The organism is Ruegeria sp. B1 (assembly GCF_056535885.1).
In genome coordinates this window covers 835,361-859,844 of the sequence record NZ_JBQFJA010000001.1, presented here as the reverse complement: position 1 = coordinate 859,844, position 24,484 = coordinate 835,361, and the positions used below count along the sequence as shown (strand labels likewise).

Genomic DNA, 24,484 nt, shown 5'->3' with positions numbered 1-24,484 from the left:
AGACGCTAACCCAATCATCTGTTCCTGTCACGTTCAATCTACAGGCGAGCGCCCGAAGATCTTTGACCCGTCAACGCCCTCTCCCGGAATTGCACCGGCACTCGGAAAACGGACGTTTTCCTTGTGGTCTCGGCGGCGGTCACACGGTGCCGTGAACATCACCAGAAAAACCGTTGCGGAAATCTTAGTGAGGTTGCATGGTGCATCCTGTCTATTCTGGCGGGGCGAGTTGCCATGCTCATCGGATATGTACGGGTGTCGAAGGCGGACGGGAGCCAGCTCCTTGATTTGCAACGCGATGCGCTGATTGAAGCCGGTGTCGATGCCGAGCGCATCTATGAAGACAAGGCATCCGGGCGGAAGGACCATCGGCCAGGGCTTGATGCCTGCATGAAAGCGCTTCAGCCGGGAAACTCTCTGGTGATCTGGAAACTGGATCGCCTTGGGCGCGACCTCAAGCATCTCGTGGCAACGGTAGATGACCTGCGAGAGCGCGGCGTTGGCCTTCGCGTTCTTTCCGGCGCTGGTGCTGAGATTGATACGACAACCGCGAATGGCAGGCTCGTCTTTGGGATCTTCGCCAGCCTCGCCGAGTTCGAACGGGAACTCATCGCTGAACGCACCCACGCCGGGCTGGCAGCAGCACGTGCGCGGGGCCGGAAAGGTGGGCGACCGCGCAAGATGGATTTGACCATGTTGCGCATGGCAATGAAAGGCATGGCGGATCGTGAGACCAACGCTTCAGATCTGGCAAAGCGCCTCGGGATCACCACAACGACGCTTTACGAATATGTAAACGGGGACGGAACCGCGAAAGCGCCTGGTCAGAAACTGCTGGACGGAAATTCCGTATGAGCAAATGTCCAGCCCCAATTCTATGGGCCAGTTTTGAGCAAGGTTTCTGGAACGGGCGGTCGCATGTTTAGAGCCTGATGGGGTCTGACACGATTGTACTGTCTAAGCCAGGTATTGATGACGATCTGAGCCTGTTTGGTGGTGTGGAACCATTCTGCGTTGAGGACTTCCCGGCGCAGAGTGCCATTGAAGCGCTCGTTGTATCCATTCTCCCAAGGTGATCCCGGGTAGATTTGGATCGGCTTAATGCCCACCTTTCTTAACCAGGTCTGCAGGGCCGTTGCGATGAACTCCGCGCCGTTGTCGGAACGGATGTGTTCGGGCTTCCCGTGCCGCAATAAGAGTGGGTAGAGCGCATCCAGCACGTCTGCGCTGTTCATCTTCGGCTTGACCGCTACGCAGAGCGCCTCACGGGTATACTCATCCAGCACCGTCAGCATCTTGTAGCTCTGTCCGTTGCTCAGCTTGTCGTGGACAAAGTCAATGCTCCAGATGTGATTGGGATGTTGCGGTCGGAGCCGGATGATCGAGCTGTCCTTGTGGTACAGCCGTTTGCGTTTCTTGTGCCGTTGTGGGAGCTGCAAGCCTTCTTCGCGCCATAGTCGTTCGATCTTTTTATGATTGACTGCCCAGCCTTCGACACGCAGCAGCTCGGCGACCTTGCGGTAGCCGTAGCGCCCATACCGTTTGGCCAATCGGATCATCGCCAGACGTAACGCCTCATCATCCTTTGGCGCTGCGCGGTATTGCAGCGTGCTCCGCGCCAATCCAATCACGCGACAGGTGCGCCGTTCAGAGGTTGCCAGCTTTTGTCGGGTGTGGACCACGGCCTGACGAAGCTGGTCTGCCGTCAGGCCTTTGGCTTTAGATAATCAAGGCTCTCCTTGAGAATGAGTTTGTCCAGTTCAAGCTCAGCCACGATTTTCTTGAGCCGATCATTCTCTTTCTGCAGCGCCTTCAGATTGGCCATCTCAGATCGTCCCATCCCACCAAACCGCTTGCGCCATGTGTAATAGGTCGCATCACTGACACCAGCCGTTCTGCACGCCGTCGCGACATCCGAACCAGATGCCAGGCCCAGCTCAATCTCGCGCAAAAGCCGCAGAATATCTTCGTCCGAATACCGTTTCCGCGCCATCAATCCCGTCTCCAAAACTAAGCCAACTGTGGCACAGTTTTAGGGGGCCAAGACAGAGGCCCATGATCTGCATGGAAAGACATTGATCGGGCTGAAACGCCTGATGGAAGTGATCGCGCGCGGCGGAGGCAATCTGTCCGTTATTCTGGTCGGCCATCCGAAGCTGCGAAACGACCTTCGCCGCCCAACGATGGAAGAGATCGGGCATCGCACTGATATCCTGCCCTTCGCAGGATTGGGGGAAGAGTCCCGAACCTATCTCGACTGGCTTTTGGACCAGTGTACCGAGGACGACGCTCCACTTGACGAGATTATCGAACCGGCGGCGCTGGACCTACTGGCAGAGCGCCTGACCACACCCTTACAGTTTGCCAAATATTTAAACCGGGCATTGGAGGCCGGGTTCCGCATCGGCCAGAAACCAATCACGCCGGATATTGTGTCGGCCACCCTGGCCCCCGACTTTGATGACTTGGAGCCACGTCTCACCCGGCAGGGCTATTCTGTGAAGGTATTGGCGGATCAGTTCCAGTCCAAACCTGCCGAGATCAAACGCTTCCTGAGCGGGCAGCTTGAACCCGCGCGGACCCGCGAATTGGCAGAGCGAATGCGGATGGCGGGGTTGTCGCTATGAGGTCATGTGGATGGTCTCACCCCACCGATCCCAGTCTCAGAAATGTGAGCCCGTCTCAATTATTCTGAGCCCGTTCTCAAATAAAGTGGTCCCAAATCGATTTATAGTCTCAAATAATCTGAGCCAGAAACAGCGATGATCTCGCGCCCAACGGATTATGATCTCAAGCCGCTACATCTACTCGGAGTCGCTCATCTCTGAGGCAGACGACAGATCATCAGATCAACGAGCCCTACCGCAAGGATGCGGAAACGGTTCTCGGCATACTTTCGCTGTCCAAGCTGCTGAGAACGAAGGAATGCCGGTTCGTCCAAATAAAACCCCTCGGATTACAGGCCGTCCCATCGGACAGTCTGAACCAGGCAGCTCCTTCAATCTCCAGGCTTAGGGCTCGGAACTTTCTTTTCCAGTCGCTGTATAAACCAAAACAGAAATCGAGGCTAAGAACTGATGGAAGACTCCGACAACGAAGCAGATATGATCATGGCTCGCGCCCACAATGACGTGCCGCAAGAACGCCCGTGTCTTCGTTGCAGAACTCCATTCTGGAGCGAAGGGTTCGGAGAGCGGATTTGTCGACGCTGCAAGGGGTTGAACGTGTGGCGAAATGGCGTATCGGAAAGCCCTGGGTTTGCTCGGCGTCGCTGATGTACTGACATGTAGTGGTTCCGATGTGATCTGACAGTTGGCCGTTTTTCCTGTGGTGTATGCCAGATTAAGTTTGGTTCCGGATCTTTTGCTTCCTGATCTCTTTGCTCTCGATCATGGTCTGGAAGGGTATTCTTCTGCAACACATTTTGCCCTGACGAGTGTGCTCTTGGTTGTAGTGGTGCAGCCATTCTTCCAGATCGGCTTTCAACGAAATCTGCGCCGCGAGCGCACGCAAAACGATTATGCTATGTCCGAGTTGGACTCGGAGTTGCCATGCGGTCGTGCGGCGAGATGCTCGGTTTCAGGCCATTCTGAACGTCCGCTCTCACTGTCCTGGCACCATCTCATCGCACTGGCGGCGAATGGCCGGTCCCGCCCGCCAGAGCGCACGATCGCGCTCTTAAGGTGTTTTTAGGGGCTCTGGCCAATCAATCTCATGAACCAGCGACGGCCGAAATTACTTCTAGGCGGCAGCGGACGCCTCCTGGTCAAAAATGGCCCGGACCTTTGTCGCCAGCGCGGCACCTAATGCATGGTTGTTCTCGACCGTAAAATGGATGCCATCGCAACCGTCCGTCTTGATGAAATCCCCCGCGTCCAGGAAATCAATCTTCATGAAATCGGCCATCTGCTTGTAGTGCGCACCCAGTTCTTTCGACTTCTCATGAGCACCGCCAAACATCCCCTGAAAATACGCGTGGGGCATTTCCGTCAGGGGCGGTGGCGCCACAACCAGACACCGCGGCGCCGGATAAGGTGTGCCAACCCCGCCCGCACTGGTCAGGACCTGCCCCACCAACTTCGCCATGCCGTAAGCGATGTCATAGGGCGTCCGATTGAAAAACGGCTTGGTGTCGTTGGTCCCAAGCATGATCACGACCAGATCAAGTGGCAGATGGCTGGCCAGGGCCGACGGCAAATAAGCACTGCCGTTCAGGCGCGGATCGTTCGGGTCATCGGCACTTGTCGTGCGCGCGCTCAAACCTTCTTCGATGATGTGATAGCCATCGCCCAGATCGGCCGCCATGGCTCCCGTCCAGCGATCCTGAAACGGATAGCGATAGGTCGGCGCGCCTTCCACCACAGGGATCCAGCCCCAGGTCAGCGAGTCCCCAAAACACATGACTGATTTCTGCACATTCATCGCGCACCTCCTTGATTGTATCTGCTAACTTTGCTGCGTCTTGATGCCGTAAAGCACCGCTGCGAATAGAATGATCAGGCCCTGCGCAATCAGCTTACCGGGCTCTTGCACGCCAAAGGTCGTCATCACGACAAAGAGCAGCGCAAAGGACATCACCCCAAAGAACGGGCCCCAAACGCCCCCGTCGCCACGGCCAAAGATGACCCCGCCCAGGATCGTCGCCGCCACCGCATTCAGCGGCAGGTCGAGGCCAAATCGAATGCTCCCCACAGCGATGGACGACGTTTGTACAAGGCCCGCAATACCCGCCATGACCCCCGCCAAAGTGTGCGCAATGATCACCGTGCGGGCGACGGGTACGCCGGAAAAATGGGCGGCGGTGGGATTTTCACCAACGGAGTCCACATAGCGGCCATAAACGGTACGGGCCAAAAAGACGGACATGACGATGGTCAGAACAACCCAGATCACCACAGCGCTTGGCACGTTGAACAGCTTTGCGTTGTAGATCGTGCGCAGGAAATCCGGCACATCACCGGGCGGTTTGCCGCTGGCCAAAAACTGAACAATACCGATCAGGATGATGCTCACGGCCAATGTCACGATCACCGCCGACGACCGCCGCAGTCCCACCATGACCCCGTTGAACAGCCCGATCAGGAACCCAATGCCAATTGCGGTGATGGTGAAGAACCACGGCGAGGCATCAGGGAAGAGCCCCGATGAAATCGTGTAATTCACCAACAGGATCACGCCCGCGCCCGACAAATCAATGGACCGCACCTGCATGACCAACAACTGCCCCAACACCAGAATGCCCAAGGGCGCCACTTGCCGGACAAAGATGCCCATGACGTTCGGGTTCAGCAGCTGTGGCCGCGCGATCCAGATCACGGCAAGCAACACCACAAAGACGAAGTAGGCAGGTGGAATGCGGCCGATCCGGTTGGAAACCGCTGAGAGTGTCATCGTCGTCATCCTACAGCCCCATATTCTTACGAGACTGGAACGCCACGACCGCCAGAAGCACCGCACCCTTGATCGCCGTTTGCACAAAGGCGGACACATTGGCCAGGTTCATGCCATTGGACAGCAGCGAAAGGATCAGCGCGCCGATGATGGTCCCGTGCAGGCTGCCAACACCGCCCGACAGCTGCGTGCCACCGATGGCCACGGCCGTGACAGAATCCAGCGCGAAGGGCGGGCCAACGTTGGGATCGCCGGACACGATCCGACCCGCCAGAAACAACCCGGCGAGTGCTGCGAAACACGAGCAGGCGATATAGGCCAACAGGACCGTCCGCTTGTTCCGAATACCAAAGGTGTGCGCGGCGTCCGTTTGACCCGATGCAACACCACCGCCGATGGCGAACACGTGCAGCCCAAAGCGCGACCCATAGATGATCTTCCATGCGATCAGCGCGACCAAAAGGCCCCAGAAGACAGTGAATGGAATACCAAAGACGTCACCGGTGACTGCTAAGGTCACGACCTCGGGGATTTCCCCACCCGCCACCGGGCGCATCCAGCGGGTCACCCCCATGATGATCATCTGCATTGCAAGCGTGGCAATGATCGGATTGACGTTCAGACGCGTCACGGCCAGCCCGTTGACCGCACCAATAGCAATCGCAGCCACAAACACCGCAGGTATCAGAACCACCCCCGGCGCATTAATAGCCAGGATCGCGGTGGTAAAACTGATGACGGCGCCCACGGACAGATCAAGCCCACCCAACAGCACTACCAGCATCTGCCCAATCGCCACGACGATCAGCGGCATCGCCTGCGCCAGAAGGTTCTTGGCGTTCTGTGGGTTGGCAAATTGATCCGTGGTAAAGCCCAGCCAAAAGATACCGGCAATCGCAACGATCAACGGCAGCAACCAAAGTCCCTGCCTCGAATTCTTTCCTGTCAAAAGTGTCAGCGCATAACTCATATGCCCGCGTCCTTCCGCCTGTCTGCGACCAGCGCTGCCTCAAGGATGTCATGCTCCGTTGCTTGCCGTGACGGCATTTCAGCGACGATGGAATTGTCGTGGACCACCAGTATGCGGTCCGATATCCCGATCAGCTCCAACGTCTCGCGTGAGGTCACAAGAACAGCGCCTCCGTCGTCTGCAAAGCTGCGCAGTAGTTTGTAGATTTCGGCCTTGGCTCCAATGTCGACACCGCGGGTTGGCTCTTCGATGAGCAGGACGTCAACGCCCGTAGCAAGGTAACGGCCCAACAGAACCTTTTGCTGATTGCCGCCCGACAAGGACGACACGGCGTGGTTCACACTGGCCGCTTTGACGTTCATTGAGGTCATCACCTCGGCAATCTTGTCGCGATAACCGCGCGCCCAGGCGACGCCTGCCTTTTGGCTGTGCAAACCCATAGTCAGGTTGTGCGCGATGGGCAGTCCGAGATAGAGCCCCTCTTCCTTACGGTCCTCGGGCACAAACCCAATGCCCATTCGCTGCATCCCACGAATACCCGTGCGGGACGAAAGCGGCAGTTCGGTCGCCTTGCCCCCTGTCAGGACCTGACCCGACACGGGCTGCGATGCACCGACAATGGATCGAATGATACTCTGCTGACCCTGCCCTTCGAGCCCGGCAAGGCCTACAATTTCACCGCGATGCAGCTCAAACGCGACCGGCGCACTGTCGAAGTCGATCTGCAAATCGCGAACAGACAGCGCCGCATCGCCGATCATCTCCCCCCGTTCGGGGAAGAGATCCTGGATATCGCGACCTACCATCAGGGCGATCAGGGCATTCTGGGTCAAACCCTCCAAAGGCCGCGTTGCCACGTGTTGGCCGTCCTTCAAGACCGTCACCGCGTCGCACACGTCAAAGATTTCCTCCATCCGGTGCGAGATGTAAACGATCGCTTTACCTTCGGATTTCAGCCGCGCGATCTGGGCGTTCAGAACCTCAACGTCCGCCGCCGTCAGCGCCGCCGTGGGTTCATCCAATATGAAGACATCGGCGTCGGCCTTTACGCCATGGGCGATCTCAACGAATTGGCGTTCTGCAATGGAAAGCTCGGACACAAGCGTTGTTGGTGACAGATCAAGCTTCAACTCGGCCAGGGCGGTTGCGGTCTCGGCAATCATCCGTCTCTTGTCGATCAAACCAAACCGCCCAACTGGCTCTTTTCCCAGAAAAATATTCTCCGCAATCGACAGGTTCGGCAGCAGGGACAACTCTTGAAAAACGGTCGAAACACCCGCCTCATGCGCCTGCTTGGGGTTCTGCGGGGCATAGGCCTCCCCATTCAAAACAATCTCGCCGCTGTCCGGCGCATGCACACCCGCCAGAATCTTCATCAATGTTGATTTGCCTGCGCCGTTCTCTCCCATCAGGGCGTGCACGGAACCAGGCGCGAGCTTCAGGGAGACTTCAGAAAGCGCTCGGTTCGCGCCAAAACTCTTTGAGATGCCCTGCATATCAACGAGGTATTCGTCCACGTCGAAAAAATCGGGTCTGTTATGCATCATGGAATGTCCAACCAAGAAAGGTGTGGAAGGCAGCGGACTGCCTTCCACGCTTCAGGTGTGACCTCAGCGGTCACGAGGGAGGTTAATTGCCGTAGAGCTCTTGCAGACGCTCTTCGCTCAGCGACGTCGGGAACCAAACGTTGGCCGACAGATCAGAACGGTGCACCGCCTGGACCCGCTCCAGATCCCAGCCTTCGGGCTCATAAGCGTAGTGCTTGTACATCTCCTGACCGTCCAGCAGCGCAATCCCCGCACGGACACCTGCAGCACCCTGTTCAGGCCCGTATTCTGCGGAAATGGAGGCAAAACCGTCATTGATCCACTGACCGAAGAAGCCGTTGTTGCCTTCGCCCGAAATCGGCGGGATCGCCGCACCGAACTCTTTGAACACATCGACACAAGCGCGCGTCATGTCCGCACCGGATGACCAAATGCCATCGACGGACGGGTTGCTCAGGAAGAAGGTTTCGCAAACCCGCTTGCCGTTGTCGTACTGCCATGCGCCCACGTCCTCGGCGACGATGCTGATGTCGGTGCCTTCAAGGGCTTCCAGCAGACCTTCGTAGCGGTTGATGTCTTCGGGATGGCCCGGCAGTCCGCGCAGAACCCAGATGTCACCTTGCCCACCAAGCTCGTCGACCAGGAATTCACCCATCACGCGGCCAAAGTTCTGGGCGCCGCCCTGAATTTCCAGTGTGAAGGCATCGGTTTCCGTAAGCCCCGTGTGCACGATGACCGGAATGCCTGCAGCCACAGCCGCCTCGATGCCTGCGTCAGCGGACGTGGGCGTCAGCGGCGTGACGATTAGCAAATCAACTTCTTGCGCAATCAAGTCCTCGATGTCGGCAACCTGCTTGGCCTGATCGATGTTGGCATCCAGCAGGATAAATTCTCCGATCCGGTCATCCGCCGCCGCCGCAGCCGTGGATTCATGGGCCATCTGAACGGTCCAGGTGTTGGCGTTCACGCCAAAGTGGCTCATGCCGATGCGCCAAGGCCCTTCGGTCTGAAACGTCCCCGCTGCAATCGTGGAATTGTTGTCCGCCCGTGGTGAAATCCCCTCCATCAGGACCACGTCCTCCGCAATCGCAACCGATGCGATCATCGTCGTGGCCATCAGTCCGGCCGTGAGTGTCTTTATCAGCTTCATGTTCTCTCCTCCGCTGCTGACGCAAATTGCTGCGCCAGTTCATGTGTTGTGTGGGTGAAAACCGGCGGGCCGCGCCCGAGCGCCGCCCTCACACCTCCCCCCTGCACCGCGTCCCGACGTCCTCTCGTCAGTCCCGATTTCCGCCAGAAACGAACACAGATTCGCCGGTACGTCAACACTTAGTCATATTGAATGAATAAGTATGGGGCTTGCTTCGCTGGTACCCGGCTGACATGTTCAGATCAGAAATCGCGGCAATCCGCTGCAAACGAGTAGGAAATTTTCGATTTGAAAACAGTGCTTTGTTACGGCGACTCGAACACCCATGGTCAAATGCCGGGCGGAACGCCTTTGGATCGATTTGGGCCAAAGGAACGCTGGCCTGGCGTCTTGCGAGATACCCTTGGGCCGGGTTGGTATGTCATCGAGGAAGGTCTCAGCGGGCGCACGACCGTCCACAACGATCCCATCGAAGGGGACATCAAAAATGGCCGAACCTACCTTCGGGCCTGCATGATGAGCCACACCCCCCTCGATCTGATCATTCTGATGCTCGGGACCAATGACCTCAAGGCGCGGTTCGGACAGCCGCCTTCAGAAGTCGCGATGGGAATCGGGTGCCTGATCTACGACATCAAGGAATTGGCCCCCGGACCAGCTGGAAAAGTCCCCGAAATCCTTGTGGTGGCCCCGCCCCCCATGCTGGATGACATCGGCGAATGGTCCGGCATTTTCGCAGGTGCCCAAGAAAAGAGCCACCAACTCGCCTATGAATTCGAGATCATTGCGGACACCCATGAGGTCCACTTCTTTGATGCGGGCAGCATAATCGCATCTGACCCGCGCGACGGCTTCCACATTAGCCTGGAGGCCAACAAAACCCTCGGCGCAGCGCTCGCCGCCGAAATCGATGCCATCGGATGGAGCGCCTGACTCATGCCCGACATGCGCTTTGCCCCACCCAACCCAATACGGATTGCCGACCGATCCGCAGGCATGAATGCCGTCAGCGTCCGCAGCTACAACGAACGGCTTATCCTGTCGCTCCTGCTGCAGAACGAGGGCATCTCCCGCATGGAGATCGGCAAACGGACGGGGCTGTCCGCCCAGACCGTGTCGGTCATTGTCAGGTCGCTGGAACAGGACGGCTTGGTCGCCAAGGGCGAGGCACAAAAGGGCCGCATGGGCCCCCCGACCATCGCCCTCTCCCTCAACCCAGAGGGCGCGTATTCCGTTGGGATAAGCCTTGGGCACCGGCACACGGACGTGGTGCTCCTGAATTTCGTGGGGGACGTGAAATACCAGACAACCATTGCAAACCCCAACCCGACACAGGCCTCGAACCAGTCCCAACTTGTGGCGACGGTGAAAGAGGCCCTCGCCGCCCTCCCCGACAGCGATTCCAGCCGGCTAACGGGGATCGGCCTCGCGATCCCAGAAGACGTCCACGAACTGGCTCTCGGCCCCCAGGGACAAGCGGAAAGAAACGAGGCCTTGGGCAGTGAGATCGAGGCCGCCGTGGGGCTAGAGGTCTATGTCCACAACGACATTTCAGCCGCCGCCGCGGGGGAAAGCATGTTTGGGGCCGCCAAGTCTCTGGACGACTATTTGTTCTTCTATCTGGGCGCGCGTCTGCACCACCGGCTCGTGATGAACCACCAGATTTTTCAAAGCCCTAATCAAGCGAGCAACCCAACGGGCCTTCTGGAGTTGGAGCAACGCATTCAAGCCCAAGGCTTTTTATCAGATGACCTCTGGGATCGTTCCGCGACGTGGCCGGATTTCGGTCCCACGCGCTCGGAATGGGTCTCCGATTGCATTCAGGCGGTCACCCGTTCTGTCACGCAAGCCAGCCAGTTCCTGCCCGTGAACACCGTCATAGTATCGTCCTATGCGCCCCGAAAAATCTGCGAAGAGATCGCATCGGGTCTGGTACAGCAGATCGATCGGATTGAAGCGCTTCCGGGCGGGCTGAATGCCTCACCGAAAGCCGTTGGTGCGGCAAGCCTGCCGTTCAGCTCAAAATTCACGGTTAGCTAAACAAGCCATCAACGTAGAAGCGAGCAGTGTGCTCTACGACGACTATTAGATTTGGCTCGGCAGCAATTGCCCAAAGCGAAGCATCGGGAGCAAACGTCTGCTTTGTAGCTATTGCGCATAAACGCCTCGCCCGCAGCGAAAGTCTGCTTCCCGCCCTTCGTGATGAATTTCAGTTGCCGTAATGCTCTGTCAGAAGTGGTCTACCACGTTCATTTTCAGACACGCTATCGTAGGCCCTACCCCTCTCACGTCTGTGCAGACGTCAGCCGTTCCATAGCGTTTATGAGGGGCATTGCCCTAACTCCCCCCTGCCCCGGAACCTCCCTGTCGTCTGCATAGACAAGGATACGTTCTGAGACGTCCAGTTCTTCTGCCGCGATGTGAAACCCACGCGTTACCTTCGCCGATGTTGTCCGCTTGATCTCTATGGCCCAGAGGGTGCCGCGGGGAGATTTCAACATTAGATCCACCTCAGCCCCTGCCGAAGAGCGATAGAAGCTTGCTTCTGTTCCGCGTGGTGCCGCAGCAATCAGGTTTTCAATACAGAATCCTTCCCAACTGCCGCCGACAACTGGATGCCCCAGCAAGTCTTCCTGTGTTTCGATCCCAAGAAGCGCGTGGGCTAGACCAGAATCGCGTATATAAACTTTGGGAGACTTGACCAGACGCTTCCCTGCATTGGAATGCCAGGGCGGTAGGCGACGCACCAGCATCAGGTCAACCAGTAAGTCAAGATAACGCGCAACGCTCTGGCCGGAGACACCCAGGTTTCCAGCGAGTTTTGCCGCGTTGAGCATCCCGCCTTGCTCATGGGCGAGCATTGTCCAGAACCGACGCAATGTCTCCGCCGGAATGCGCAACCCGAAAGCTGGAACATCACGTTCCAGATAGGTGCGGATGAAATCCTCGCGCCACGCCAAGCTGGTTCGAGTGTTCTTCGCCAGGAAGCTGTCGGGAAACCCACCCCGCAACCAGAGCGCGGAGAGCGCGTCCGCTCCGGTTTCCGACAAGGTGAAAGGCGTCAGCTCGTGGTAACTGACCCGTCCCGCCAGGGATTCTGCGCTTTGGTGCAGAAGCATGTTCGAGGCCGACCCGAGCAGCAGGAATTGACCAGTCCGATGCCCCTGCCTTCGGCGTCGATCAATTTGACCACGTAAGGCCTTGAACAGGTCCGGCATAAGTTGAACCTCATCAATCACCACTAGGCGGCCAACCTGTTCATCGAGATAAAGGTCGGGCTCTTCGAGTACCTGCCGATCGGCAGATCTCTCCATATCAAGATAGACAGCATCACGGCTTTCAGCGATATCCTGTGCGAGCGTTGTCTTCCCAACTTGCCGCGGCCCAAGAAGGACTACGCCCGCCTGGTTCTCCAGAGAATCTTCAACTGATTTTTTGTCACGGCGCTCGATCATACCTTGCATTTATTCCATTCAACGGAAGATTTACAAGGATAAACTTCGAGAGTAGTTTCCCTATCAGCTTTCGGGTCGGGGTAATCATCCATCGTCTGCCTCCCTAGCCCTAAATAGTAATCCAACAGTGTGTAGCCCATTACTCGTGCCTTTTTGTGCCTCATCATGGATTGCTCGTTTTGCCGACCAACATAGCTGTGGTAGACCGGATCGAATTATTTTGGATTTCGGACCGCCTTAATTTGGATTGATCCGGCTTCAATCGCTCGGTCTTTCCGTCTGGGTTGAGGTGGTGAAGCTCCTGCCACTGATCTCATGGCGTGCGCAGGCCGCACCATAGCCGATGTCTATTCAAACATAGGATCGGAGTATTTCATAATACAGCAACCGGGTTCTAAGGTTGGGTATGGAACGAACTGATTGCCCCCTGAGGGCTCGGCCAAAAAATCGCCCACATCTGCAATACATTCAGCCTGTTACTTGCGAGCCGGGTGGGTCGGGCGGTTCATCGGTATCAACGGCGCGCGGTCGCAACCGAGCAGTTACAATCTAACAGCTAAAGAATAGCAATCATCATGCGCCTGTTTAAGACGTTAGCCCTGACCACGACGGCCATTGTCACCTTTGCCACCTCCGTCGCGGCGAGTATCTACTCGGATCAACTCACCTCCTATTCAAATCAACAGGCCTTGCAATTCCTCGTCAGTGAGCATGCGCGCGATCCATCAACCTTCGAGGAGGCACGCAAGTACATCCTCCTGAGCCGACCAGCGATTATGGAGGACTACCTCAACCAAACCTTAGACCGGGCACCAGACACCCGTAGTTTTTCTCTTTCGGAGCTAAGCACAGGGGAGACCTTCGGAATTGGTTCGATCGCCCTTGGGCTCGCCGCAGTTGGGCTTGCAGCTTCTCTCGCAGGCGGTGGTGGTGGAGACTCTGAGACAGGCTCCGGCCCAAATCCAGGCCCCGGTATTCCAAGCCCAGGTCCCGGCACTCCAAACCCGGGCCCCAACCCAGGCCCCGGTCCCAATCCAGGCCCCGGTCCCAACCCAGCTCCCGGTCCCAACCCAGGCCCCGGTCCCAACCCAGGCCCCGGTCCCAACCCAGCTCCCGGTCCCAACCCGGGTCCCGGTCCCAACCCAGGCCCCGGCCCCAATCCAGGTCCCGGTCCCAACCCGGGTCCCGGTCCCAACCCAGGCCCCGGTCCCAACCCAGGCCCCGGTCCCAACCCAGGCCCCGGTCCCAACCCAGGCCCCGGTCCCAACCCAGCTCCCGGTCCCAATCCAGGTCCCGGCCCTAACGATCCCGCCTACTACCAAACCCCGGAATTCAACCGAAACGAGGGCCTGTCTTTGATTGGAGCCGATGTGCGATACGCAAAGGGCGCACGAGGGCAAGGTGTAAAGATTGCAATCCTGGACACGGGCATTGATGTCGACAATCCGGAGTTCGAAGGGAAAATCGACTTTGACCACAGCCAGTCCTACTTTGTCGGAGACCCCAAAGATATTTCTGAACCCTTCGGTTCTAGCTCTGCCAGTCATGGCACGCATGTCGCCCGCATCGCTGCAGCCAGGAAAGACGGTGAAGGCATACACGGCGTTGCCTTTGAATCCGAGCTTGTCATCTTCAAGGGAATAAGAGCACGGGGCACCACCACCGAATTGACCACCCCTAACACTGTAGAGATATGGCGTGATGCCATAAACCGCTCAATCGATGCCGGTGCGCACGTCATGAACAACAGCTGGGGTACCACCTATAGTATCGGTGGTATCGAACGCACCTCACTAATCACTGAGTTTATGCATCCAGCTTTCACTTTGGACCAAAATCGCAACCGTCTCATAGCAACTCTTGGAGGCGAGACTGTCTTGGCCCCCTAAAACTGTGCCACAGTTGGCTTAGTTTTGGAGACGGGATTGATGGCGCGGAAACGGTATTCGGACGAAGATATTCTGCGGCTTTTGCGCGAGATTGAGCTGGGCCTGGCATCTGGTTCGGATGTCGCGACGGCGTGCAGAACGGCTGGTGTCAGTGATGCGACCTATTACACATGGCGCAAGCGGTTTGGTGGGATGGGACGATCTGAGATGGCCAATCTGAAGGCGCTGCAGAAAGAGAATGATCGGCTCAAGAAAATCGTGGCTGAGCTTGAACTGGACAAACTCATTCTCAAGGAGAGCCTTGATTATCTAAAGCCAAAGGCCTGACGGCAGACCAGCTTCGTCAGGCCGTGGTCCACACCCGACAAAAGCTGGCAACCTCTGAACGGCGCACCTGTCGCGTGATTGGATTGGCGCGGAGCACGCTGCAATACCGCGCAGCGCCAAAGGATGATGAGGCGTTACGTCTGGCGATGATCCGATTGGCCAAACGGTATGGGCGCTACGGCTACCGCAAGGTCGCCGAGCTGCTGCGTGTCGAAGGCTGGGCAGTCAATCATAAAAGATCGAACGACTATGGCGCGAAGAAGGCTTGCAGCTCCCACAACGGCACAAGAAACGCAAACGGCTGTACCACAAGGACAGCTCGATCATCCGGCTCCGACCGCAACATCCCAATCACATCTGGAGCATTGACTTTGTCCACGACAAGCTGAGCAACGGACAGAGCTACAAGATGCTGACGGTGCTGGATGAGTATACCCGTGAGGCGCTCTGCGTAGCGGTCAAGCCGAAGATGAACAGCGCAGACGTGCTGGATGCGCTCTACCCACTCTTATTGCGGCACGGGAAGCCCGAACACATCCGTTCCGACAACGGCGCGGAGTTCATCGCAACGGCCCTGCAGACCTGGTTAAGAAAGGTGGGCATTAAGCCGATCCAAATCTACCCGGGATCACCTTGGGAGAATGGATACAACGAGCGCTTCAATGGCACTCTGCGCCGGGAAGTCCTCAACGCAGAATGGTTCCACACCACCAAACAGGCTCAGATCGTCATCAATACCTGGCTTAGACAGTACAATCGTGTCAGACCCCATCAGGCTCTAAACATGCGACCGCCCGTTCCAGAAACCTTGCTCAAAACTGGCCCATAGAATTGGGGCTGGACACTGTTTTGGTCCCATCATCATCCAAACTCCCATTCAATAAGAGAATTGAATCAGCCAGATGGCCTTCGATCAAGACAGAGTTTTTCAACAGAATATCCACACTGCGTGAGTGCATAGTCCATAGTTTTCTGCACGCTGCCTGAATGACCGAGATTCCCTCTGCCTTGCGGCAGTAGTTATTCGGCAGCGCAGCGGGTTGGCACGATGTATTTACGCGCAGCAAGTTTTTGACAGTTCCGCTGTGGGCTCGCAACAGCCATTCTCTGCGACAAGTTCGAATTGGCAAAATGAGCCGATACTGTTGAAAAACTCCGATTTTGCGCAGATTCGAGTCCAAAATTTCTCGTAGAAGCCCGGTAGGATTATTCAGCTTAGGGTTCGGCCAAAATCTGACTCTGGCCGTCAGAGGGCATCTCAACAACTGTCATCGATATTGGCTTTGGACTTTATCGACGGATCGCCGGTTCGCAGAAAACTCGAACCTCTTGCATTTTTGAGTTTTTCAACACAATCAGCCCAAAGCTGTCATCGATTACACATCAGTCTATTGCATGTGCGGCATGATGGTCCGGCCCATAGCAGGCATTGGCTATAAGGTCGCATCGCCGCGGCGCAGCTTTCCAGAGCGGACATTCATTTTGGCTAGCCGCCCAATCGATCGAAAAGCTAGTTTTCCGAAACGATCCGCAAGTGCTTACCTATGTAACCTATCTCAATCGCCGATTGCTCAGCGATTTCTCTTAGGTGGATTCTTGCCCCGTTATGAAGTCGAGCATGTTTTTCGTAAGTCTCGTTCTGTCCGTCACTTGAACGAAAAACCCGGTCGCCGCCATACTTTTGCATTGTCGACCCTGACTCGCCCGTCACTTTACAGGTGTAAGTGGGTGTTGGACTGCACGTTGCGTCCCAATCAGCAGCTGAGGCATTCAGGTCCACTAACCTGCTCACAGCACTGGCAAACAGGTCAGAACCCAATGCCTTTAGTTGGTTCTCAACATCGAGCCCAAAGATCAGACTGGGAAACAGGTCAGCGCGTCGGTTCCAAAGGTCGTCAGGTGAAATACAGGCTAAATCTTCAACATTTAGTCGATCCGCAGTGTCTTGGGCGCTTTCCAATGAGAACACATTTTCCACGCCGACTGTCCGCGAATGAGTGCCATCACGAACTAGACGAAGCGACAAGGGGTTTTGGTGCCACTCGCCGTTTGGTGAGAGGCTTACCGACAGCTTTGTACTGGATATTGCGCACCACAAAAGATCGGTGCAGTGAGGCAGACCATCCACTTCTTCATCCAAGAAACCCTCCAGATCGGCGGCTTCGATCCCATCATCGATAGGGCAGCGAGTCGCGAGCTGGAGCATGAATCTAGCTTTATCTTTGCTCCTGCCGAGATAACCACGGAAGAGATCGGTTAAGCTTGTCCCATGACAAACTGTTGTATCGTATGGTTGTTCCTTCATCCACAAATGGCGGGCGATGTGATTGTGTGTGGACAAGAAAAGTAACCCAGTTGCGACACTGTCCAGCGCATCCAAGGCGTCATCCTGAGATGCAAACGGAACCGACAAACCTTCACTATTCAAAACGGCTTCGCGCATTGTTCAATCTATCGGTCCCAAAAGACCTAAGAGATTTTCATCCTTCTCATCGAAGAACCCCTTAGGCCAGTCAGAAAGACTGCCATCGCTCTGAAGACGCGGACTTGTAACATGGCTTTCCGCCCCTTCTCGGGTGAAAAAGTGGATCTTGGCGAGGTCGCTTGCCACTTTGCCCCGCCGCACATCTAGTCGAACCCCGTCCAAGAAATGATCGCTATGTGTCTCAACGACCACCTGAACTCCAGCCGCTGCAGCACGGGCCGCAAGTTCACCCATCTTGGTTTGCCCTCGCGGATGAAGGTGCGCCTCAGGGTTTTCGATGATCACGAAGTCTCCTGGTTCCGCGCCGATGAGGGCTGTTAGAACGGGCAGTGCATAGGAGACGCCGAAACCAACATTCGTTGCACGGAAAGGCTTTGAGCCGACGTCACCTGAACGATTGAACGAATACCTTGCTGATACAGCGTCGATTTCTCTCATTTCGGAAATCTCTAGGTTTGCTCCAGGACTCGTTTCTTGTAGCCAAGCGGTCACCTGACCCTCGATCGTCTGGGTTCTTTCTCTGTCTTTAATCCTGGGATCATCTTCGCCCAGTGTCCTTGAGCCAAGCTCAGCTAGGTAAGCAAGGACATGTTCACCTTGTGCGCCGAGTGATCTCATAGAGACTTGTTCTTCGAACCACGGAAGCGACTTCCTTGGGCCGAAACGCTCTGCCGCTAGGTACTGAAATCCCCTAGACGAAAAAAAGGATCGAAAAGATGGTCCGGTAAGGTCTCTGGACGTCTCTCTTGTTACGTCGAGCCATTCCCCCTCTTCGTTCTTAAAAGTCTCTCTCGTTGAGCGGCCCATGCGGCTATCGCCAAGTTTTAAGGATAGTCGGTCTCCCTCACGAGAATAGGCAAACGCGTACTCAGATCGTCGAATTCCGCCGGACTCCAAAACAAATGCGAGTTCGTCCTCATCGGCTAAGTCGAAGAGAACGTCCGCGCCTGTGCCTAAATCAACGAGATCGCCAGACAGGCGCAGCCTGCGTTGGATGCGGTTGACAGTAAACGACTGCCTTAGAAGCAGCATCGCTTGTATGGCGCTGCTTTTTCCGACGCCGTTCAAGCCAGACAGAACTGTGAGCATTCCCAACTCGATGCGCTGCTCTCGAAAACACTTGAAGTTCTTGAGTTCAATTGCCGACAAGGGGACGCTATGCATTCTCTATTTCTCCGTCGACTAACCCTTCGATAGTCGAAAAACGCTTGTGAACCCGGCCTGGTACACCCGTGGCATAGGAAATCGAGACCTCGAAATCACGGTCTTCCTTGAGGGTGCTCATGAACTTTTGATGGATAGCGGACCCATTCTCGGCCAAGTGACTAATTTGTTCATCCTCTAGCCTGGACAGAGCGACAGACCATGTTTCGAACAAGGCCTTGCTGATGGGACTCTTAGAAGCATCGGGGCGATAACGTTTTCTAAATGCCTCATCTCCCAGCACCTTGTAAGAAGCTCTCATCGACCTCTTGAATGCGGTTCTGAGCTCATCACGAGCAACTTCTGACATCTCGTTTATTCGCTTCATCGCCGCGTTAAGGAAACCATCGAGGTCATTATTTTTGTAGTCTTTCCAATCGGAAAGATAGAATGCACAAAACCGCAACGCACACTCCCGCGCTGACATCCTAACATCACTAACACTGTCCGATGTCGCGGTTTTGAACTCTTCAGTAGAGACCAAATCCAAAAGAAATGATCGCACGGGCCCTTTATTTAGAGCATGCCTAATTTCTTGTGAATTCAGGGTGATGCCACCGGTGTTGATCCGACTGAAGATATTGAACATTACCTCCTCAGGTGTACCGGGCTGGATCACATTTATTACAAGCTCGGTTTCCTCTATTCGACGCTGCATGTTGCGCGGCAATTCTGAAAATTTTGCCTTCTCGAACTGAACGAGGTACTCCAAGCCTCTCAGAGGAAACTCATCATTCACGAAGTCGTGGATCGTCGTCATACGTTGCAACCCGTCGACAACAGACCAAACATCTCTGAGATCGCTTGCCACGTAGAAAACCGGCAATGGGATACGTAGCAAAATCGACTCGATCAATCGGCCTTTTCGACCTTGGTCCCAAATTCTTGCGCGGCGTTGAAATTCAGGTGCGAGATCAATCTCGTCATGATCAATCCTTGTGCAGAGTAGAGATACCGTTTTGGTTTCCCTTGCCACTTTGATCTTGTCAGGATCAAAAGGGCGTTCAATTTGAACTACCTCTTGGTACGGGTCCGATAATTCCGCTTCAACGCCAGTCGCTTCACCGTCTTCCAGCAATTCAGTCACAACGTTTTTTGTCTCTTCCATGGTTTACCCACCAACTGAATTTGCTTTTGCCGGGCTTCGGCTTTACGAACGATACTCTGGACGGAGCGTGCTTGCCATACCGTCCGTCAGCCATTTGACCCTCCAGTAGTGTAGAGACGCTTGAGGCCTCTGCTTCGTCCATTGGCAGCGCCGCCCCCGTCGGGCGCCAAGATCGGCTGGGCCAGCGTACAAATGACTGCTTTGGTGTCTCGCGCTGTAGAATGTTGCACCCGCAGCGAACTTCCGGTTTCCGCCGATTCTGTGGAAAAACAACGTGTTGCGGACGCAGAAAGTGGTGTGCTGAACCGAGCGCGAGTGCCTTTCTGATCAGGCTTTACGTGTTTGCTGCGGTGCGGGAAAGATCTTGGCCAGTTTGCGGAGGTTCTGGGCGGTGGCGGCGAGGAGGAATTCGTCGTTTGCGCCGCATGGGCCACGTAATCGGAGCCGACCCAGGCCGAGAATGCGTTTGAGGTGGGCGAAGAGCATTTCCACCTTCTTTCTGAGCTTCATTGAGATGTCGTACTGGCGGGTCTTGGCAATGTCTCGAGCCACCTGGCGGGCGTCTTCTGTTTCTTCGCGGCTGATCTTGCGGGCATCCGCGTTGGGGCAGCACTTGGTTTTCGATGGGCAGACCTGACAGACCTCTTTCAGAGCGCGATAGCGAGCGGTGCCCTTGCCCGTCGGACCGCGGTTGGGGTCTGAGTAGTTGCGGCGGAACTGCTTGAGGGCGTGACCTTCGGGACAGATGTATTGGTCATTCTCAGCATCCCATTCGAAGTCGGCGCGGGTCCAGGTGCCGTCATTGCGACCGGACTTGTCGAACACCGGGATATGCGGCGCAATCTTGCGATCAACCAGCCAGCCCAGAAGTGGGCCGGTGCCATAGGCGGTGTCCGCGATTAGTCTCTCCGGATGCAGATCGAACCGTTCCTTTACTCGGTTCAACATGGTCTTGGTCGATCCGACCTCAGCCTGACGGATTGATCTGGTGGCTTCGACGTCGATGATAACTCCGTGATCTGTATCGATCAGGTAGTTGTCGGAATAGCTAAAGAATGCAGGGCCTTTGCGGGCTGCGGTCCATTGGCTCGCCGGATCGGAATGCGATGTGAACTTGGGCTGAACCTCGCTGGCAGCGCCGAACGCAGCCTCGTCCAGCGTGTCGAGATACTCGCGGACGGCGCGGGGCGCGTCGGTCGGATCAACGGTTGAGGCGTCCCACTCTTCCTTCGGCGTTGAGTTCTGCTTGTTGGCATCGGCTTCGATCAAGCTTGCATCGATGGCCATACGCTGACCGCTGACGAGGCCTTCCTCAATGCTGTGTGCCACGGTCATCTCGAACAGGTAGCGCAGCAGTTCGCTTTCGCGGAACCGCCCATGCCGGTTCTTCGAGAATGTGGAATGATCCGGCACACGGTCGTTCAGATCGAGCCGACAGAACCACCGATAGGCTAGGTTCAGATGAACCTCTTCACAAAGCCGCCGCTCGGACCGGATCCCGAAGCAGTAGCCCACGAGTAGCATTCGGATAAGCAACTCGGGGTCAACCGAGGGGCGTCCAGTATGGCTGTAGAACTCCGCCAGATGCGACCGGATGCTGCCAAGATCGACGAACCGATCAATCGAGCGCAGCAGGTGATCTTGCGGGACATGATCTTCCAGCGAGAACTCGTAGAACAACGCCGCCTGCGCTTCCTGCCTCGGTCCCATCATCGCCAATTCCTCCCTACAGGACGAATTGAATCAGCGACTTACCACTCAATCAACCAAGAGTTTTTCAACGAAATACGCCCATTGTGTTGAAAAACTCAAAAATGCAAGAGGTTCGAGTTTTCTGCGAACCGGCGATCCGTCGATAAAGTCCAAAGCCAATATCGATGACAGTTGTTGAGATGCCCTCTGACGGCCAGAGTCAGATTTTGGCCGAACCCTAAGCTGAATAATCCTACCGGGCTTCTACGAGAAATTTTGGACTCGAATCTGCGCAAAATCGCAGTTTTTCAACAGTATCCGCCCTTCGTGCCGTACTTCAGCCCCCTACCCGTTCAGCTTAAGCCAATAGCGCGTGTACCGGAGTTCACCCGTTCGGGTCAGAGCCCCCTTCTCTACCAGGTCTTGCAGATCCCGCGTCGCCGTGGCGCGCGACGTTCCGGTAATCGAGATATAGTTCTCAGCACTTAATCCCCCTTTGAACCCAACCGGTCCAGCTTTGAACAAACGTGCGATTGCTTTGCCTTGTCGGGCATTAAATTGATCACGATGTCGGTCATAGAAATGCGTCTTGGATATGAAGAACCGAACCCGCTCAAGAGTCACCTGCTGCGCTGTCAGGACTGTCTCGGCAAACCAGATAAGCCATGGTGTGACGTCCAGTGTCTTTTGATGGCGCTCGAGCTGATCGTAGTAAGCCGCCCGCTCTCTCTCGATCGTGAAAGCAAGAGCAATCAGGCTTGGCTGACCAATATTTTGCGCCAGGGATTTTTCCGCCAGCGCCCTACCCAACCGACCATTGCCGTCTTCAAAGGGGTGAATGCTCTCGAAATACAGATGACTCAATCCGGCTCTGGTCAGGGCGCGCAAGGGCTCGGGACAATCTGGTGCGGTCCGGTTGAACCAGGTTACGATCTGGTGGCAATTTCCGCGCCGGAAAAAGGGTCCCGTCCCTTTTTCAACAACAGGCGCGGGTGCCGGCGGACTAGCGCAGGGACGCTCACACCTATTTGTGAGTGGCCCGGACAGCGCCCGTCTCATGGCCGGCACGTTAGAGTTCAATATGGCAATATCCGCACGCCTCAGCGCGCGCATTTCGGGCCGCCTTGCGGCCCGCCCGCGGCAGCGCCGGCCGGTGGCCTGCAGGGCTGGAAGCCCTGTGGGGCAGCGGCACCAAAAACCCAACCCGACCAACAAGCCTCGGGGTCAGGATCAGGCGGTCGCACGGCGACCGGGCTGGGGGTTACCCACAGGCTGACGCTCCGACTATTGGCGGTCTCCGCTTACAGCCTGCAAGGTCAGACCAATTTCGCCCAAGGTTGAAATCGGCCCGACTGGATAACCCCCAGCCGTCGCAAGCAGATGGGACAGCGCACCGCTCCGATCAAACCGCTGGTTGAGAGTTTCGGTAAAGTGCTACGAAACGCAGCAGCGTGGGTTTGAGACCATGCACAAAAATCGCCAACGGGGGGCAGCTGGTGAGGGTTTGGGATTATCCGTTCGATACAGTCCGGATCGACTGCAAGACATGTGGTCGATTTGGGCAGTACTCGAAAAAGCTATTTGTGCAATTGGTGGGCGCGAACACGACCCTGCCCCATGCGCTCAAGATCATCGCCAAGGATTGCCCGCGCGAAAAATCTGGTCTGGACCTGCACAACCGCTGTGGGGTCGGCTATCCGGACCTGTCGAAGCTGGGCCAAAAGAAAAAGCCCACCCCCAAATGAGGATGAGCTATAAGCGTCAAGCGCAGGCGATGGGCTGGTCAAATCTTCAAAAAGGTCTCGACCGTCGTTAGCCGCTGTTTCAAGCGCATGATATGGGTCGCGCTGATCACTACCCGAGTAATCGGAGAACTCCACGAACGCTTCGCGCAATTCGGCGAGCGGATGCGTATCGTCATCATCTTTGTGCCGATCTTCAGGCGCAATTGTAATCTCCAGATCTTCCCAGATTGCGTTTTTTAATTCGTCTGCAATATGGTTGAACTGGGTGACCGGCCAAAGCCCAATATCGATACACGTTGGAAAATGCCCAAGGGCGGTATCACCCGCGACAAAGCCCTTACCGGTTTCGACGGCGATCTGCCGCGCAATCCTGACCGCCTCCAAAGGCGTGATCGCATCATGGATAGCCGTGGCCAGATATTCCGGCGCGGCGCCGGTTCCTTCGTCGGATCGGCCATAAATGCCCCAGAACTCGGCCGATCCGGCTTCGCATTGAACAATGCCCCCGTCGCTTTCATCGCGCCTGCAGGCGACCAATTCAAACCACTCGAAATGGTCTAGCGTCTGGTCGTCGCCAAGGTTGTTGAACCTCCGTTCAGACGGATCACTAACCGTTTTCTCATAAACGGAAACCGAATGGCCGCAGTCGTCACAATCCCAGTCATCATAAACGGCGGAAAGCTCCCACAGTTGAAGCTCAGGGTTCCATTCTGCATGGGCATCGCGCTTGACGTTCTGCCCGCCGCAGTTCGAACAATGGACGGTAAAGGGGACGCTCATGCTCACACCCCCTGATTGCCGTAGAGCGCCTGCGCGGCGTCATCGATGGCGTCAAAGGCGGCCCGGGACAGCGCCTTGTGGTCCTCGGTTGCGATTTCGGGCAGTTGCATGAATGCGGCGCAATCTTCGCGGAAAGACTGGTAGCGCGCGCGGTCACTTAGAAACCCGGCGTGATGGGCGGCACTGCGAACGATGTCCATCAGGTCTGCAACCCAAGCCTCATAGACCATACCGCAATCGGTATCTGCAAAGCCCTGCTTGACCTCTGTCATTGCCTTACGGTGTGCTGCGTTGTGCTGAACCTGTTGCCAGTAGGCGGGATCATTTGGGTTCTGGATGAATACGTTCTGGTCCGGCGTGCGTTCATCGTAATTTGGATCAAACTGTTTGGCCGGATCGCAGTCATCGCAAAAGGGTGCTCCAACCTCGTGAACAGTTTCACCGCAGCGGATACATGCGCCGCAATCATCAATTTCTTGGTCAAGCTCAGACATGGTTTCTCTTTCGTGGTGATGCGGTGGCCGATGTGCGCCCGACCTATCCGCCTGCGGTTCGGTTTGTTCCAATGGGCCAAGGAAACGGCCCATTGGCTGTGACATCGACACCTGCACCCCTTCGCGTTTTTCCCGGCGAAGGAGAGGGGCCGATGGAAAAGATCCGTTTCTGAGCCGAGGACTGGGGGTCAGGCTGAAATCGGGCAAATTTGGGAGGGACCCGCGCTCGCGCGGGAGGAACCGGGATT

The 24,484-nt window shown here is 56.2% G+C and carries 18 protein-coding genes and 3 pseudogenes; 7 read left to right on the top strand and 14 right to left on the bottom strand.

Annotated features, from left to right (window positions below):
* Window positions 1-234 precede the first annotated feature (234 nt).
* The gene (locus ACR3ES_RS04105) at window positions 235-855 is read left to right on the top strand and encodes a recombinase family protein (RefSeq protein ID WP_480424859.1); all 621 of its coding nucleotides are present in this window, start codon (window positions 235-237) and stop codon (window positions 853-855) included.
* Between the two features lie 20 nt (window positions 856-875).
* On the opposite strand, the pseudogene ACR3ES_RS04100 reads toward ACR3ES_RS04105, so the two are convergent.
* Window positions 876-1,993 (bottom strand): annotated as a pseudogene (locus tag ACR3ES_RS04100) (IS3 family transposase).
* Window positions 1,994-2,075: 82 nt separating this feature from the next.
* Between ACR3ES_RS04100 and ACR3ES_RS04095 the strand changes: the two are divergent.
* Window positions 2,076-2,627 (top strand): hypothetical protein, encoded by a 552-nt coding sequence (locus ACR3ES_RS04095; protein ID WP_480424857.1) that lies wholly within the window; start codon window positions 2,076-2,078, stop codon window positions 2,625-2,627.
* 685 nt (window positions 2,628-3,312) lie between these two features.
* Window positions 3,313-3,693: a hypothetical protein gene (locus tag ACR3ES_RS04090; RefSeq protein ID WP_480426446.1), complete on the top strand. Its 381-nt coding sequence runs from the start codon at window positions 3,313-3,315 to the stop codon at window positions 3,691-3,693.
* A gap of 48 nt (window positions 3,694-3,741) precedes the next feature.
* On the opposite strand, the gene ACR3ES_RS04085 is transcribed toward ACR3ES_RS04090, so the two are convergent.
* The 5 genes from ACR3ES_RS04085 to ACR3ES_RS04065 all read right to left on the bottom strand — a co-directional run bounded on the left by ACR3ES_RS04085 (window position 3,742) and on the right by ACR3ES_RS04065 (window position 9,058).
* Complete coding sequence (locus ACR3ES_RS04085) at window positions 3,742-4,422, bottom strand: SGNH/GDSL hydrolase family protein (protein WP_480424855.1); 681 nt, start codon at window positions 4,420-4,422, stop codon at window positions 3,742-3,744.
* 24 nt (window positions 4,423-4,446) lie between these two features.
* Entirely contained in the window at window positions 4,447-5,400 is a 954-nt protein-coding gene (locus ACR3ES_RS04080; RefSeq protein WP_480634689.1) for an ABC transporter permease, read from the bottom strand.
* A gap of 1 nt (window position 5,401) precedes the next feature.
* Window positions 5,402-6,361 (bottom strand): ABC transporter permease, encoded by a 960-nt coding sequence (locus ACR3ES_RS04075; RefSeq protein WP_480424852.1) that lies wholly within the window; start codon window positions 6,359-6,361, stop codon window positions 5,402-5,404.
* Window positions 6,358-7,905 (bottom strand): sugar ABC transporter ATP-binding protein, encoded by a 1,548-nt coding sequence (locus ACR3ES_RS04070; protein ID WP_480424851.1) that lies wholly within the window; start codon window positions 7,903-7,905, stop codon window positions 6,358-6,360. The genes ACR3ES_RS04075 and ACR3ES_RS04070 overlap by 4 nt, the downstream gene beginning before the upstream one ends.
* Before the next feature lie 85 nt (window positions 7,906-7,990).
* The gene (locus tag ACR3ES_RS04065) at window positions 7,991-9,058 is read right to left on the bottom strand and encodes a substrate-binding domain-containing protein (RefSeq protein WP_480424850.1); all 1,068 of its coding nucleotides are present in this window, start codon (window positions 9,056-9,058) and stop codon (window positions 7,991-7,993) included.
* 297 nt (window positions 9,059-9,355) lie between these two features.
* Here ACR3ES_RS04065 and ACR3ES_RS04060 point away from each other — a divergent pair, with 297 nt between their 5' ends.
* Together ACR3ES_RS04060 and ACR3ES_RS04055 are read left to right on the top strand one after the other, a co-directional pair.
* The gene (locus ACR3ES_RS04060; protein WP_480425552.1) at window positions 9,356-9,991 is read left to right on the top strand and encodes an SGNH/GDSL hydrolase family protein; all 636 of its coding nucleotides are present in this window, start codon (window positions 9,356-9,358) and stop codon (window positions 9,989-9,991) included.
* A gap of 3 nt (window positions 9,992-9,994) precedes the next feature.
* A complete protein-coding gene (locus ACR3ES_RS04055) occupies window positions 9,995-11,098 on the top strand; it encodes an ROK family transcriptional regulator (RefSeq protein WP_480424848.1) in 1,104 nt (367 codons plus the stop codon).
* Window positions 11,099-11,343: 245 nt separating this feature from the next.
* Here ACR3ES_RS04055 and ACR3ES_RS04050 read toward each other — a convergent pair whose 3' ends face one another.
* Window positions 11,344-12,513: an ATP-binding protein gene (locus tag ACR3ES_RS04050; protein WP_480634488.1), complete on the bottom strand. Its 1,170-nt coding sequence runs from the start codon at window positions 12,511-12,513 to the stop codon at window positions 11,344-11,346.
* 575 nt (window positions 12,514-13,088) lie between these two features.
* Between ACR3ES_RS04050 and ACR3ES_RS04045 the strand changes: the two genes are divergently transcribed.
* The gene (locus tag ACR3ES_RS04045; RefSeq protein WP_480424846.1) at window positions 13,089-14,402 is read left to right on the top strand and encodes a S8 family serine peptidase; all 1,314 of its coding nucleotides are present in this window, start codon (window positions 13,089-13,091) and stop codon (window positions 14,400-14,402) included.
* 39 nt (window positions 14,403-14,441) lie between these two features.
* Window positions 14,442-15,558: pseudogene (locus tag ACR3ES_RS04040) on the top strand (IS3 family transposase).
* 681 nt (window positions 15,559-16,239) lie between these two features.
* Here ACR3ES_RS04040 and ACR3ES_RS04035 read toward each other — a convergent pair.
* From ACR3ES_RS04035 to ACR3ES_RS04005, 7 genes and pseudogenes are all read right to left on the bottom strand, one after another.
* Window positions 16,240-17,172, bottom strand: coding sequence for a hypothetical protein (locus ACR3ES_RS04035; RefSeq protein WP_170437431.1), 933 nt, complete (start codon window positions 17,170-17,172; stop codon window positions 16,240-16,242).
* A 3-nt stretch (window positions 17,173-17,175) separates the two neighbouring features.
* Entirely contained in the window at window positions 17,176-18,378 is a 1,203-nt protein-coding gene (locus ACR3ES_RS04030) for a DUF3696 domain-containing protein (protein WP_170437433.1), read from the bottom strand.
* On the bottom strand, window positions 18,371-19,525 hold the full coding sequence (locus tag ACR3ES_RS04025) for a DUF262 domain-containing protein (protein WP_170437435.1): 1,155 nt from the start codon (window positions 19,523-19,525) through the stop codon (window positions 18,371-18,373). The genes ACR3ES_RS04030 and ACR3ES_RS04025 overlap by 8 nt, the downstream gene beginning before the upstream one ends.
* A gap of 327 nt (window positions 19,526-19,852) precedes the next feature.
* A complete protein-coding gene (locus ACR3ES_RS04020) occupies window positions 19,853-21,238 on the bottom strand; it encodes an IS1182 family transposase (RefSeq protein ID WP_170437437.1) in 1,386 nt (461 codons plus the stop codon).
* Between the two features lie 324 nt (window positions 21,239-21,562).
* Window positions 21,563-22,141: pseudogene (locus tag ACR3ES_RS04015) on the bottom strand (Fic family protein); the annotation flags it as partial.
* A gap of 653 nt (window positions 22,142-22,794) precedes the next feature.
* A complete protein-coding gene (locus tag ACR3ES_RS04010) occupies window positions 22,795-23,742 on the bottom strand; it encodes a hypothetical protein (protein ID WP_480424844.1) in 948 nt (315 codons plus the stop codon).
* Window positions 23,743-23,744: 2 nt separating this feature from the next.
* Window positions 23,745-24,236 (bottom strand): hypothetical protein, encoded by a 492-nt coding sequence (locus ACR3ES_RS04005; protein WP_170438369.1) that lies wholly within the window; start codon window positions 24,234-24,236, stop codon window positions 23,745-23,747.
* Window positions 24,237-24,484 lie beyond the last annotated feature (248 nt).